Source organism: Williamsia sp. MIQD14, from assembly GCF_051025635.1.
Lineage (GTDB): Bacteria > Actinomycetota > Actinomycetes > Mycobacteriales > Mycobacteriaceae > Williamsia_A.
On sequence record NZ_JBPFDG010000001.1, the window covers coordinates 47876 to 60081 of the forward strand.

The window sequence follows — 12206 nt, forward strand, 5'->3', positions numbered from 1 at the left end:
GGACGCGCGGCCACGTGCACAGGTCCGGGTCGCCCCGGACCGACGGACGGTCTCAGCAGGCCACCAACGAGGCGGGATCGGCGATCTCGACATGGCGGGCGATCTCCCGCGCGGTCTCCAACGGGATCTCCATCTGGCACACGTGCCCGACCGCGCCGAACATCACCAACCGCGACCCCTCGATGGTGCGGATCACCCGCGGCGCGATCGCCGCGCTCACGAGCTTGTCGCGGCCACCCCACATCACCAGCGTCGGCGCGGTGATCATGCGGGCGCGGCGCCAGTGGTCGCGACCCGACATCCACAACCAACTCGCGACCAGCGCGTTGAGGCTCCCCGACAACGCGGCCGGCGCCCACGGGAGCTCGGCGCGATCGACGGCGTGCTCGACGGCCTGCGCGATCCGGGTCGGACCGAGGACCTGCGGACGCACCATGATCTCGCGCAACGTCTGCGCCACCTGCCGCTCGGCGTGGACCCGACCGAGATAGCCGAACACCGCCGGCCCGACCCGCGGCACCGTCGCCAGGGTCAGCGGCACGAACGACAGACGTTTGATGCGGGGTCGCAGGTCCGGGAACGCCGGCGAGATGAGGGTGAGGGTGGTGACGAGATCGGGCCGCTGTGCGGCGACGCGGGCGGTGATCGCCCCACCGAGGGAGTTGCCGACGAGGTGCGCACCGCCGAGGTGTTCGAGCACCGCGATGACCGCGTCGGTCATCATCGTCAGCGAGTAGTCGCCGCCCGGTGGCGGATCGGAGAACCCGAACCCGGGAAGGTCCATCGCGTACCCGTCGAGCACCGGCGCCAACACCTCACCGAGATCGGTCCAGTTCAGCGACGACCCACCGAGTCCGTGGACGTAGAGCGCCCTCCCGACCGGCGCATCGACATTCGGGGCGTCGACACCCGGGGTGTCGGGGCCCGTACGCACCGGGTCCGGACGGGGCACGCGCCGCACGTGGAGGCGCCATCCCGACGCCGTCACCTGCTCCCCCGGCCACAGCGGTGTCGTGCGATCGAGCGGTGCGAGCTGGTCGCGCAGAGAGCGCGGTACGGACGGTGTCCGATCGGTGGTCGACACCGCTACAGCATGCCTCACCTCGCAGGGGTGACGCGTAGGGTCTACCCATGCCAGGCGCCGCTGATCGTGTACCCGTCGACTCGTCGGTGCACCCTGCCCCCGGACGCACCCGCGGCGACGCCGGTCGGCGCAACACCCGTATGCCCCGCAGTGCCCGGCGCGTCCAACTGCTCGACGCCGCCAGCGAGATCTTCGTCGAGCGCGGCTACCACTCGGCGGGCATGGACGAGATCGCCGTCCACGCCGGGGTCAGCAAACCCGTGCTGTACCAACACTTCCCGGGCAAGCTGGACCTCTACCTCGCGGTGCTCGAGGAGCACGCGGAATCGTTGGTCTCCGAGGTGCGCAAGGCGCTCGAGACCACGACCGACAACAAGCAGCGTGTGCGCTCGGCCGTCGGGGCGTTCTTCGACTTCATCGACCAGGACCATCAGGGCTACCGGCTGATCTTCGAATCCGACGCCCTCGACCCCGCCGCGATCCGCCGCGTGGAGAGCGCCACCGAGGCGTGCGTCGACGCGGTCTACGGCCTCGTCATGCACGACTCCGGTCTCGACCCCTACCGGTCGCGGATGCTCGCCGCCGGACTCGTCGGCGCCAGCCAGGTCAACGCACGCTACTGGCTCGACGCCAAACGCCCCATCAGCAAGCGCGACGCCGTGGAGACGACGGTCGAACTGCTGTGGGGCGGGCTGTCACATGTGCCGCTTCTCGAAGGCGGCCTCACCGAGTCCTGAACCCGGTGTCGGCGCCGTCAGCTGTTCTTGGCGCCGAATCCGACGCGCGGACGCTCGGAGGTGCCGACCTCGACGTAGGCGATCTTGGTGACCGGCACCAGGAACCGTGCACCCTTGTCGTCGGTGAGACGCAGCAGCGCCTCCTTGCCCGACAGCGCGGACTCGACGGCGGCGTGGACCTCGTCGCTGGTCTGCTCGGTCTGCACCACCAGCTCGCGCGCGCTCTCGGTGATGCCGATCTTCACGTCAACCGTCACGGTTGTCCTCCTGCTGCTGTGGATGTCTGGCGCCTTCGTTGCCAGGTTAGTGGAGCGCCGACGGCACACCGCACGCGCTCCGCTGTGGGCGGAAAGCCGGTGCCGGCACCGGGCGCGACGGGGTCACCCCAGTCCGAGTTCCTGCATCCGGGCGGCGTGGCGGTCCTGGATCGACTCGAAGAACGTGGAGATGCGCGTGAAGTCCGACGCCTCGCTGAACAGCAACCCGGTCAGGTCTTCCTCGGAGGCGAGGACGTGCTGGGCCTGCGTGATCGCCTCACCCAGCAGGCGCCGACCCCACAGGCGCAGCGGCGAGGTGAGCGACGGGTCGGCGGCGACCGCCGCCCGCACCTCGGCGGAGGCGAAATCGGAGTGGCCGGTCTCGGCCATCACGTCCTGCACGATCGCCTCGGCGTCGCCGGGCAGGGTGTGGGCGACCTCGAGGTAGAAGTCCGCGGCCAGACCGTCACCGATGAAGGCCTTCACCATCGACTCCAACCACGAGTTGGGGGTCGTCGACCCGTGATAGCGGTCGAGGATCGGCGCGTAATGCGCCACGGTGTCGACCACGTCACGACCCCGACGCTCGAGTTCGGCGGCGAGCACCTCGAAGTGGGCCATCTCGGCGCCGGCCATCTGCGCCATCGCCACCCGCCCGCGGATGTCGGGGGCCATCTGCGACTCGGCGGTCAGCCGGTAGAACGCGGCGATCTCCCCCGCGAGCAGCACGCCGAACAACGAGGTGATGCCGGGGTGGTCGTCGGGCAGCGGTGGCAACTCCGCGTCGTCGGCGATGTGGGTGGGCGCGAGATCGGCGGTCGACGGGGGCAGGCCGCCGGAGGACGCTGCGGTGGAACCGGGCGTACCAGTGGTCTGGGTCACGGGGTGGTCGGCCATGGGGCCGATCGTAGGCGAGGCGGGTCGACCCCGTGGCGGGCGCCGGTGACCGGCACCGATGCGTGGTCGACACCCCTGACCACGTACCATGGGCGACGACGTGCAGTGCAGGCGCTGCCACTCGGCGCCGCCGCCCGCGCGTCCCCAGTAATGTGCGCGCACTTCTTGCCCGATCTCGAGCCGCAAAACATCTTTTCGGCTCCCGCCCACCGCGTTCTCCGTGTGGCGGTGTGAAGCCTTTTCGTGCGTGCTCCGTGATATCGGAAGGCACCCATCATCAGTACCGACAGCCAGACAGACACCACCGCGACCGTCGAGACCACCGAGGACCCCGTGGTCGTCGTGGCCCAGTCCCTCGACGGTGACGGACAGGACGGGCCGCAGACCACCGTCGTCGACACCGAGACACATGTGGCCCCCACCTTCGCCGAGCTGGGCGTGAGCCCCGAGATCGTCGCCGCGCTCGAGGCCGACGGCAAGACCCACACGTTCGCCATCCAGGAGCTGACCCTGCCGCTGGCGCTCGCCGGTGACGACCTCATCGGCCAGGCCCGTACGGGTATGGGCAAGACGTTCGGGTTCGGCGTCCCGCTGATCCACCGCATCACCCAGGTCGCCCCCGGGTCGACCGGTCCTCTGCGCCCCCTCGACGGCACGCCCCGCGCGCTGATCATCGTCCCCACCCGCGAGCTGTGTATCCAGGTGACCGGCGACCTGCAGGTGGCCGGATCGAGCATCGACGTCGATCCGCAGCCCAACCCGAAGCGCAAGCTGTCGATCGCGTCGATCTACGGCGGCCGCCCGTACGAGTCGCAGATCGCCGAGCTGCAGGCCGGTGTCGACGTCGTCGTCGGTACCCCGGGCCGTCTGCTCGACCTGGCCCAGCAGGGCCATCTCATCCTCGGCAAGGTGCAGATCCTCGTCCTCGACGAGGCCGACGAGATGCTCGACCTCGGGTTCCTCCCCGACATCGAGCGGATCATGCGTGCCCTGCCCGATGCCCGCCAGACGATGCTGTTCTCGGCGACCATGCCGGGTCCGATCGTCACCCTGGCCCGCACGTTCCTCAACCGGCCGACGCACATCCGCGCCGAGCACGCGGGCGACTCGGCGGTGCACGAACGCACCACCCAGCACGCCTACCGCGCCCACGCGCTCGACAAGGCCGAGGTCGTCGCGCGCATCCTGCAGGCCGAGGGTCGCGGCGCGACGATGATCTTCACCCGCACCAAGCGGACCGCGCAGAAGGTCGCCGACGACCTCGGCGAGCGCGGCTTCAAGGTCGGAGCGGTGCACGGCGACCTCGGTCAGGTCGCGCGCGAGAAGGCCCTCGGACGGTTCCGTGACGGCAGCATCGACGTGATCGTGGCGACCGACGTCGCGGCCCGCGGCATCGACATCGACGACGTCACCCACGTCATCAACTACCAGTGCCCCGAGGACGAGAAGGCCTACGTGCACCGCATCGGTCGCACCGGCCGCGCCGGGCGCACCGGCATCGCGGTGACCCTCGTCGACTGGGACGAGCTGCACAAGTGGGCGGCCATCGACAAGGCGCTCGGACTCGGCATGCCCGAGCCGGTCGAGACCTACTCGAGCTCCGAGCACCTCCGGACCGATCTGAACATCCCCGCCGACGCCACCGGCCGCGTCCCCGGCGCGAAGCCGTCGGACGACGAGCGGGCCGCGCGGGGCGAGAAGCGTGAGCCGCGCGAGAAGCGCGAGCCGCGGGCGGACCGTCAGCGTCGCCGGACCCGGTCGGGCGGCGCGGCGATGGCCTCGGCCACCGCTCAGGCCGAGACCGCCTCGGCCGAGGCGGCCTCGTCGGGCGCCTCGTCCTCGTCGGCCGCCTCGAGCGCCTCGGGTGACGGTGACTCCGCGGGCGGCACGAAACCGCGTCGTCGGCGTCGTCGCGGTCGCGGTGGATCGGCGTCGAATGCCACTGCCGGCGAGTCGACGTCTGCGGGCTCCACCGAGCAGTGAGCGACGCCCGGACCGACACCACGACCCCGTCGGATGGTCCCGCACGGGCACCCATCCGGCCCGAACGGCGCACGCGCCTCGACCTGCTGATCAGCGCGATGATCGTCGTCGTGGTGATCGTCGTCGCGGCGGTCGTCTGGTACGTCAGTCCGTCCCGGCACACCACCTCCGACCAGGCCGGTGTCCCGCTCACCCCGGTCACCCCGGCCGTCGCCGTCCCGGCGGGCTTCACCCAGGGATGGTCGGCGCCCTCGGGCGCGAGCACCACCGCGATCGTGACCGACAGCGCGGTCGTCACCGCCGACCGCGGCACCGTCGAGGCCCACGATCCGGCCACCGGCATGGTGCGGTGGAGTTACGAACGCAACCTCGACCTGTGCGCCGCGATCTACGGGTGGGAGGCCGCCCCCGGTGTGGTCGCGGTGTACCGCAACAGCCGCGGGTGCGGTGAGGTCACCTCACTCGACCCCGACGACGGTCACCGCTCCGACACCCGCAGCAGCGACGCCGACGACGAGGTCCGACTGTCGGCCAACGCCGACTACGTGATCTCCCAGGGACCGACACGTCTCGAGTCCTGGGGGTCGACCCTGGTGCGCGGCGTCGAGTACGGCCGCGTCTCGGCCCCGGTGAAACCCGGCACCCAGCCGCGCGCCGGATGCCGCATGTCCTCGAGTGCGACAGGTTCCGACCAGATCGCCGTCATCGAGCGCTGTGGAGACGAACCGGGCTACCGCTTGTCGATCTTCTCCGCCGCACAGGACAAGGACGAGAAGGTCAAGCAGCTCGGCTCGCGGATCATCACGAGCGGCACCGCGTCGCCACCACCGCGAGTGGTCGCGGTGTCGTCGTCGTCGGTCGCGGTGTACCTCGGTTCCGGCGGTGCCATCTCCGGCGGCGCCGGCGGCCCGCAGATCCAGGTGTTCACCACCGGCGCGGTGCTCAGCAGCACCCACGAGGTGCTCGGTGACGCGCAGGCACCCGCCGACTCGGTGCCCGTCCGCAGCGACGGTCTGCTGTCGTTCTTCACCGGCAAGGGCACCGTCATCCTCGACTCCTCGGCTCTCACCCCGCGCTACCAGGTGCCGGGGACGCTCGGACCCGCGGCCGCCATGGGAACCGACCTCATCGTGCCCGGGCCGTCGGGGATCACCGTGCTCGAGGCGGCGACCGGTCGGCAGTCGCGCACGATCGCGCTGACGCGACCGGGCTACGAGGGCGGCACGGTGACGCTGTCACCCATCGGCGACGACGTCGCGATGTTCTACGGCGGCACCGTGCACATGTTGATCGGGAACTGAGCGCTACACCGCGGTCTCGAGGGTGGCGAGTGCCTTGCCGCCGTCCCAGTGCTGCCACAGATTGTCGGCGAGTTCGCGGTAGGCCTGCGACCCCTTGTTCTTGCGGCCGGTCATCACGGTCGCACCCGACGCCGACGCCTCGGCGAATCGGACCGTGCGCGGGATCGGCGGGCTCAGCACCGGCATCTCGTACCGGTCGGAGACGTCGGCCAGCACGTCACGACTGTGCGTGGTGCGCGAGTCGTACAGCGTCGGGATCACGCCGAGCAGCGTCAGCGCCGGATTGGTGATCTGCTGCACCTCGGTGACCGTGCGCAGCAGCTGACCCACGCCACGATGGGCGAGCGTCTCGCACTGCAGCGGGACCGCGACCTCGTCGGCGGCGGTCAGCCCGTTGAGCGTGAGCACTCCCAACGACGGCGGGCAGTCGAGCAGGATCACGTCGTAGTCCTGCGTGACCTGGGCCAGTGCGCGCTTGAGTGCGTACTCGCGCCCCGGCCGCATCAGCAACAGCGCCTCGGCGCCCGCGAGGTCGATCGTGGCGGGCAACAGGGTCATGCCGTCGTCGGTCGACACCAGCGCGTCGACGATGTCGCTCTCACCGAGCAGCACCTCGTGCACCGACACCTCGAGGTGGTCGGGGTCGTGACCGAGGGAGAAGGTGAGACATCCCTGCGGATCGAGGTCGACCACCAGCACCGAGAGGTCCATCGCGGCGAGGGCGGCACCGATGGAGGCGACCGTGGTGGTCTTGGCGACGCCACCCTTCTGGTTGGCGACGGCGAGGATCTTGCTCATCGCAGGGCCCGATCGGTGTGCAGGATGATCATGACTGTCCCATTTCCCCTCGGTGGCCGCGTGGTGGCCGTGTGTGCGCACCGCGCACGTTCTCGGCGGCGGCTCGTGAGATGAGGATATGCCCCCGAGGTCGCGGCGCGGCGGCGGTGGGAGGATGACGGCGTGGCCACAGCGACGCACCGACTCATCGTCATCCGGCACGGCGAGACCGAGTGGTCCAAGAGCGGGAAGCACACCGGATCCAGCGACATCGACCTGACCGAGACCGGCGTCGAACAGGCCCGCAGCCTCACCGGACGCATCGAGGAGTTGTCGCTCACCGACCCGCGGGTGCTCAGCTCCCCACGACTGCGTGCCCGCCGGACCGCCGAGCTCGCCGGATTGCACGTCGACACCGTCGAACCGCTGCTCGTCGAATGGGATTACGGCGACTACGAGGGACTGACCAGTCCCCAGATCCACGAGAACGATCCCGGCTGGACGGTCTTCGCCGACGGCGGCCCCGACGGTGAGTCGCCCGACGAGATGAGCGACCGCGTCGACACCGTGATCGGCACGCTCACCCCGCTGCTCGACCGGGGCGACGTGGTGGTGGTGACGCACGGACACTTCTCGCGGTCGTTGCTGGCGCGATGGATCGGGTCGCCGATCGCCCGGGGGCGCCACTTCACGATGCTGCCGGCCTCGATCGCCGTCCTCGGGTTCGACGGCGAGTCACGGCAGCTCACGGCGTTGGGCATCACCGGGTACCGCAGCGCGGACTACGTCGACGCGGGTCGGCCCACACGGCCTGTCGGCTGACGGTCGCGACCACGACGCTCAGCGTCGGTCGGCCCCGTCGGGGTCGGAAAGGTCGGGGTCGCGGAGGTCGGGGTCGGGGGTGTCGGTCACCTCGGGCGCGTCCGGCGCGTAGTCGTCGGCGAGCCACCGCACCGATTTCGGGGAGAACAGCAGACCCAGCACGATGACCACCACCACCAGCAGCGGCGCACCCAACCACGGCTGACCACTGTCGGTGAGCAGTGCGAACGCGACGGGGATCAGCAGGATCTGCGCGACGACCGCGATCGCACGGCCCCAGCGTCGTCCGGTGAGCAGTGCGACGCCACCGGCCACCACGCCCGCACCCAGGATGGCGAACCACCCGGCCGTGCCGTAGCTGCTGATGAAGCTCTCGTCGGCGCCGGTGGCGCCGTGCACCGCGAGCACGATCGCGATGCCCACGGCGACGACGCCCTCGAGTGCGACCACGAGTCCGGCGCGACGGATCGCGGTGGGAGGACCGGTGTCCGGACGACTCTCGGCAGGTGTACGACTCACCGGTCCAGCGTAGTTCGTCGGACGCTCGCGCCGGGAGGACGCCGATCGTCTGCGAGCGTCGTCGGACCTCCGACGATTGTGTGACCCCTCGCGGCACCCTCTAGGCTCTGCAGATCGTGCGTGCCCTGCTGATCGTCAACCCGTTCGCGACGTCGACCACCGACGCGGGGCGTGACGCGCTGGCCGACACCCTCTCGGCGAAGATCGATCTCACGGTGGAACTGACCACACACCGCGGCCACGCCGGGGAGATCGCGGCGCGCGCCCGCGCGCAGGGCTGCCCGGTCGTGATCGTCCACGGTGGCGACGGCACGGTGAACGAGGTCGTCAACGGTCTGCTCGACGCGCCCGGGGAACCGATCGGCCCGAACCCGGCGCCGGCGCTGGCCGTCATCCCCGGCGGCAGCGCCAACGTGTTCGCGCGGTCGCTCGGTATCGACCCCGACCCCATGAAGGCCACCGCACAACTGCTGACGCTGCTGGCCGAACGGTCTCGGCGTCGGATCAGCCTCGGGCACCTCTCGGCCGAGGCCCCGGCACGTCCGGGGGCCACACAGCCCCGCACCGCCGCGCCGGGTCGGTGGTTCCTGTTCAACGCGGGTATGGGCGTCGACGCCGAGGTGGTGGCCTCGATCGAGGACCAGCGCAGTGCGGGCAAACCGGCCAGCGACGCCCGCTACATCGCGACCACGGTGCGCCGCTTCATCAGCGCGTCACGCCGCCCCCCGCAACTGTCGGTGTCGCTGCCCGGGCGCGACACCATCGACGACGTGCACTTCGTGTTCGTCTGCAACGCCAACCCGTGGACGTTCATCGGCCCCCGGCCGGTGTGGACCAATCCCGACACCACCTACGAGTGCGGACTCGGTGTGTTCGCGTCGTCCTCGATGAGCGTCACCCGCAACCTCGGCATCTTCACGCAGCTGTTGACCGGACGTCGGCCCCACGCGCGACACGTCCTGACCGACGACGACGTCGCGTCGGTCCGCCTGACGGCGCGCAGCCCGATGGACGTGCAGATGGACGGTGACCACGTCGGGAAGAGGACCACCGCGACGTTCGGGTGCGTGCCGGACCGTCTCGAGGTCGTCGCCCCACCGCTGTCCGCCTGAGTCGGGACATGCGCCGACCAGCGCGATTCGGGTGTGAGTTTCTGCATGAAAGTCGTGAAGACAGCGCAGGATGTTCCCGACAGTAGTACAACGGTGCAGGGAGTTCGCCACGGACCCCCGTTGTCGCAGTGACATTGCCCACGTGTTAACGCGACACCATTGACTTCATCGTTATTCGTGAAAGCATTCACAAGCAACAGTGCGGAAACATTGAGTACGCACAGATGAACGACAAGTGACAACCGGCGCGATCACACACGCGCGAAATCGAAGGAGCACGCACATGGACTGGCGTCACAATGCAATCTGTCGCGATGAGGACCCGGAGCTGTTCTTCCCCGTGGGGACCAGCGGCCCGGCCATCGCCCAGATCGCCGACGCGAAGCTCGTCTGCAACCGCTGCCCGGTGACCGCCGACTGCCTCTCGTGGGCACTCGAGTCGGGCCAGGACGCAGGCGTCTGGGGCGGTATGAGCGAAGACGAGCGTCGCGCACTCAAGCGTCGCAACGCACGCAACCGGACGCGCAGCACCACGGTCTGACGCGTTTCACACGCACCAGGGCCCGGCGGGAAACCGCCGGGCCCTGTGCTGTGTGGGGGCAACCGGCATCGGACAATCTCAGCGCAGCGGGACCGTGAGGACCGCCGCCGTGCCGCCGCCGGCGGCGGGCGCGAGATCGAGCGTCCCGCCCAGTTCGATGCGGACCAGCGTGTGGACGATCTGCAGTCCGAGCCGCTCCGAGGCGCGGATGTCGAAGCTGGGTGGCAGCCCGACCCCGTTGTCGCGCACCGTGACCACGAGTCGGCGGGTGTTGCGGTCGGCCTCGATCACCACCTCGCCCTCACGCGAGTCCTCGGTGCCGAAGCCGTGCTCGACGGCGTTCTGGATCAACTCCGTCAGCACCATCACCATCGGCATCGCCAGGTCCGACGGCAGCACCCCGAGGGTGCCGCCCCGGCGGACCACGGCGTTGCTGTCCCCGGAGGCGACGTCGGCCATCACCGGCACCAGCTGATCGACCACGACGTCGAGATCGACCTCCTCGTCGACACTGCCCGACAGGAGCTCGTGCACCAGCGCGATCGCGGCCACCCGTCGCACCGCCTCGGTGAGGGCGCCGCGCGCCTCGGGGTTCTCGGTGCGGCGGGCCTGCAGCCGCAGCAGCGCCGACACGCTCTGCAGGTTGTTCTTCACCCGGTGGTGGATCTCGCGGATCGTGGCGTCCTTGCTGATGAGCGCGCGATCGCGGCGTTTGACCTCGGTGACGTCGCGCACGAGGACCGCCGCCCCCGACGGTTGCCCGCGCGGACGGAGCGGGACGGTTCGGATCAGGACGCTGGCCCGCCGGGCATCGGCCTCGATCCGACGACCCGAGCCACCGGCGACGGCCTCACGGATCATCGCGACGGTGTCGTCGGCCTCGAACCGGTCGGTGAGCAGCTCACCGAGGACATCGGTCAGGTGATTACCGGTCAGATCCGTCGTCCATCCCATCCGGTGGACCGCCGACAACGCGTTGGGGCTCGCGAACACCACGACACCCTCGTCGTCGACGCGGATGAACCCGTCGCCGGCGCGCGGCGTCGACAGACCGCGTGAGTTGCCCTCGTTCTGGGGGTACGCGCCGTCGGACATCATCTGGCACAGGTCGTTCGCACAGTCCTGATAGGCGAGTTCGAGGTGCGAGGGCATCCGCAGCTGCGCGAGGTTCGCGGTCCGACTGATCGCCGCCACCACCTCCCCGGAGAACCGGACGGGCACCGCCTCGCGACGTATCGCGATGTGCCCCAACCACGTCGGGTCCTCTTCGCGCAGGATCCGACCGCTCGTGAACGCCCTGCGGACCTGCGGGTTGGCGTCGGGCGAGGTGTCGTCGTCCTCGACGACGACACGACCGACCTGATCGGAGGGGAACACGGTCGGGGCGGTGTTGGGCCGGCACTGGGCGACACAGATCAGGGCACCGGAATCGGTGGGGACGTACATCAGCAGGTCGGCGAACGACAGATCCGCCATGAGCTGCCATTCGGCGACCACGCGCTGCAGGTGGCCGGCATCGGCGCCCGACAGCGACGTGTGCTCGGCGAGGAGATCGGTGAGGGTCGACATCTACCGGGGTCCCGTGCCGCGGGAGGGCCCACTCACCGACACGTGGCGGTGCGTCAGTCGATGGTGGCGATGAGGTGACCGGCCTGGATCACGTCACCGACGGCGACCTTGACGTCGGTGACGGTGCCCGCCTCCTCGGCGAGAACCGGGATCTCCATCTTCATCGACTCGAGCAACACGATGGTGTCCCCCACCTCGATCTTCTGTCCGGGTGACACGACCACCTCGAGCACGCTCGCGACGATCTCGGCCACGACCTCTTCTGCCATGACGACCTCCAGTGCTCTCGGCTCTCCGGTGGCGGCGACTCGAACCCCCGCTCGCTTCCGAGGACAACCTATCGCAGACCCCGACGGGGCGATCGGTGCCGGGCGGACGGTGTCACGCATGCGCGCGATTGGGGTCTCACGCGGTGGTCGTGGGAGAATCGATCCCCTGTACCCACCGACGCGGGTCGCGCCGCTCGGATGCCATCACATCGCAGTGCACGGGAAGGAGAACACCATGGGAAAACGTGGACGCAAGAAGCGCGCGCGCAAGAAGAATGCCGCCAACCACGGCAAGCGCCCCAACGCCTGACCAGCTCGGACACGAACAGGGCCGGATC

14 protein-coding genes are annotated in these 12206 nt (G+C 69.9%); 7 read left to right on the forward strand and 7 right to left on the reverse strand.

Features of this window, described 5'->3' with window-relative positions; translation table 11 throughout:
- Window positions 1-52: 52 nt before the first annotated feature.
- Window positions 53-1084: an alpha/beta fold hydrolase gene (locus ACQ7HM_RS00210; protein ID WP_434214266.1), complete on the reverse strand. Its 1032-nt coding sequence runs from the start codon at window positions 1082-1084 to the stop codon at window positions 53-55.
- A gap of 47 nt (window positions 1085-1131) precedes the next feature.
- On the opposite strand from ACQ7HM_RS00210, the gene ACQ7HM_RS00215 reads away from it, so the two are divergent.
- A complete protein-coding gene (locus ACQ7HM_RS00215; protein ID WP_434214267.1) occupies window positions 1132-1821 on the forward strand; it encodes a TetR/AcrR family transcriptional regulator in 690 nt (229 codons plus the stop codon).
- A gap of 17 nt (window positions 1822-1838) precedes the next feature.
- On the opposite strand, the gene ACQ7HM_RS00220 is transcribed toward ACQ7HM_RS00215, so the two are convergent.
- Together ACQ7HM_RS00220 and ACQ7HM_RS00225 are read right to left on the reverse strand one after the other, a co-directional pair.
- Entirely contained in the window at window positions 1839-2078 is a 240-nt protein-coding gene (locus ACQ7HM_RS00220) for a DUF3107 domain-containing protein (protein ID WP_434214268.1), read from the reverse strand.
- A 123-nt stretch (window positions 2079-2201) separates the two neighbouring features.
- The gene (locus ACQ7HM_RS00225; protein ID WP_434214269.1) at window positions 2202-2975 is read right to left on the reverse strand and encodes a ferritin-like fold-containing protein; all 774 of its coding nucleotides are present in this window, start codon (window positions 2973-2975) and stop codon (window positions 2202-2204) included.
- Between the two features lie 342 nt (window positions 2976-3317).
- Here ACQ7HM_RS00225 and ACQ7HM_RS00230 point away from each other — a divergent pair, with 342 nt between their 5' ends.
- Window positions 3318-4958 (forward strand): DEAD/DEAH box helicase, encoded by a 1641-nt coding sequence (locus ACQ7HM_RS00230; RefSeq protein ID WP_434215580.1) that lies wholly within the window; start codon window positions 3318-3320, stop codon window positions 4956-4958.
- Window positions 4955-6259: an Rv3212 family protein gene (locus ACQ7HM_RS00235; RefSeq protein WP_434214270.1), complete on the forward strand. Its 1305-nt coding sequence runs from the start codon at window positions 4955-4957 to the stop codon at window positions 6257-6259. The genes ACQ7HM_RS00230 and ACQ7HM_RS00235 overlap by 4 nt, the downstream gene beginning before the upstream one ends.
- Window positions 6260-6262: 3 nt before the next feature.
- Here the strand turns inward: ACQ7HM_RS00235 and ACQ7HM_RS00240 are convergent, their stop codons facing one another.
- The gene (locus ACQ7HM_RS00240) at window positions 6263-7057 is read right to left on the reverse strand and encodes a ParA family protein (protein ID WP_045823610.1); all 795 of its coding nucleotides are present in this window, start codon (window positions 7055-7057) and stop codon (window positions 6263-6265) included.
- 162 nt (window positions 7058-7219) lie between these two features.
- On the opposite strand from ACQ7HM_RS00240, the gene ACQ7HM_RS00245 reads away from it, so the two are divergent.
- A complete protein-coding gene (locus ACQ7HM_RS00245; protein WP_434214271.1) occupies window positions 7220-7858 on the forward strand; it encodes an acid phosphatase in 639 nt (212 codons plus the stop codon).
- Between the two features lie 18 nt (window positions 7859-7876).
- Here the strand turns inward: ACQ7HM_RS00245 and ACQ7HM_RS00250 are convergent, their stop codons facing one another.
- Entirely contained in the window at window positions 7877-8377 is a 501-nt protein-coding gene (locus ACQ7HM_RS00250; RefSeq protein WP_434214272.1) for a hypothetical protein, read from the reverse strand.
- Window positions 8378-8493: 116 nt separating this feature from the next.
- Between ACQ7HM_RS00250 and ACQ7HM_RS00255 the strand changes: the two genes are divergently transcribed.
- Both ACQ7HM_RS00255 and ACQ7HM_RS00260 read left to right on the forward strand, forming a co-directional pair.
- Window positions 8494-9489, forward strand: a complete 996-nt coding sequence (locus ACQ7HM_RS00255) for a diacylglycerol/lipid kinase family protein (RefSeq protein WP_434214273.1) — start codon at window positions 8494-8496, stop codon at window positions 9487-9489.
- A gap of 283 nt (window positions 9490-9772) precedes the next feature.
- Window positions 9773-10030, forward strand: coding sequence for a WhiB family transcriptional regulator (locus tag ACQ7HM_RS00260; RefSeq protein ID WP_045823614.1), 258 nt, complete (start codon window positions 9773-9775; stop codon window positions 10028-10030).
- Between the two features lie 78 nt (window positions 10031-10108).
- Here ACQ7HM_RS00260 and ACQ7HM_RS00265 read toward each other — a convergent pair whose 3' ends face one another.
- Both ACQ7HM_RS00265 and ACQ7HM_RS00270 read right to left on the reverse strand, forming a co-directional pair.
- Window positions 10109-11599 (reverse strand): sensor histidine kinase, encoded by a 1491-nt coding sequence (locus tag ACQ7HM_RS00265; protein WP_434214274.1) that lies wholly within the window; start codon window positions 11597-11599, stop codon window positions 10109-10111.
- Window positions 11600-11652: 53 nt separating this feature from the next.
- Complete coding sequence (locus ACQ7HM_RS00270) at window positions 11653-11868, reverse strand: biotin/lipoyl-binding carrier protein (RefSeq protein ID WP_055792405.1); 216 nt, start codon at window positions 11866-11868, stop codon at window positions 11653-11655.
- Window positions 11869-12103: 235 nt separating this feature from the next.
- Between ACQ7HM_RS00270 and ACQ7HM_RS00275 the strand changes: the two genes are divergently transcribed.
- Window positions 12104-12178: a 50S ribosomal protein bL37 gene (locus ACQ7HM_RS00275; RefSeq protein WP_369758845.1), complete on the forward strand. Its 75-nt coding sequence runs from the start codon at window positions 12104-12106 to the stop codon at window positions 12176-12178.
- Window positions 12179-12206: the final 28 nt, after the last annotated feature.

Coding starts and splice junctions, on each gene's coding strand:
- ACQ7HM_RS00215 (WP_434214267.1), top strand. CDS start 1,132: ATGCCAGGCGCCGCTGATCGTGTACCCGTCGACTCGTCGGTGCACCCT.
- ACQ7HM_RS00225 (WP_434214269.1), bottom strand. CDS start 2,975: ATGGCCGACCACCCCGTGACCCAGACCACTGGTACGCCCGGTTCCACC.
- ACQ7HM_RS00240 (WP_045823610.1), bottom strand. CDS start 7,057: ATGAGCAAGATCCTCGCCGTCGCCAACCAGAAGGGTGGCGTCGCCAAG.
- ACQ7HM_RS00260 (WP_045823614.1), top strand. CDS start 9,773: ATGGACTGGCGTCACAATGCAATCTGTCGCGATGAGGACCCGGAGCTG.
- ACQ7HM_RS00265 (WP_434214274.1), bottom strand. CDS start 11,599: ATGTCGACCCTCACCGATCTCCTCGCCGAGCACACGTCGCTGTCGGGC.
- ACQ7HM_RS00270 (WP_055792405.1), bottom strand. CDS start 11,868: ATGGCAGAAGAGGTCGTGGCCGAGATCGTCGCGAGCGTGCTCGAGGTG.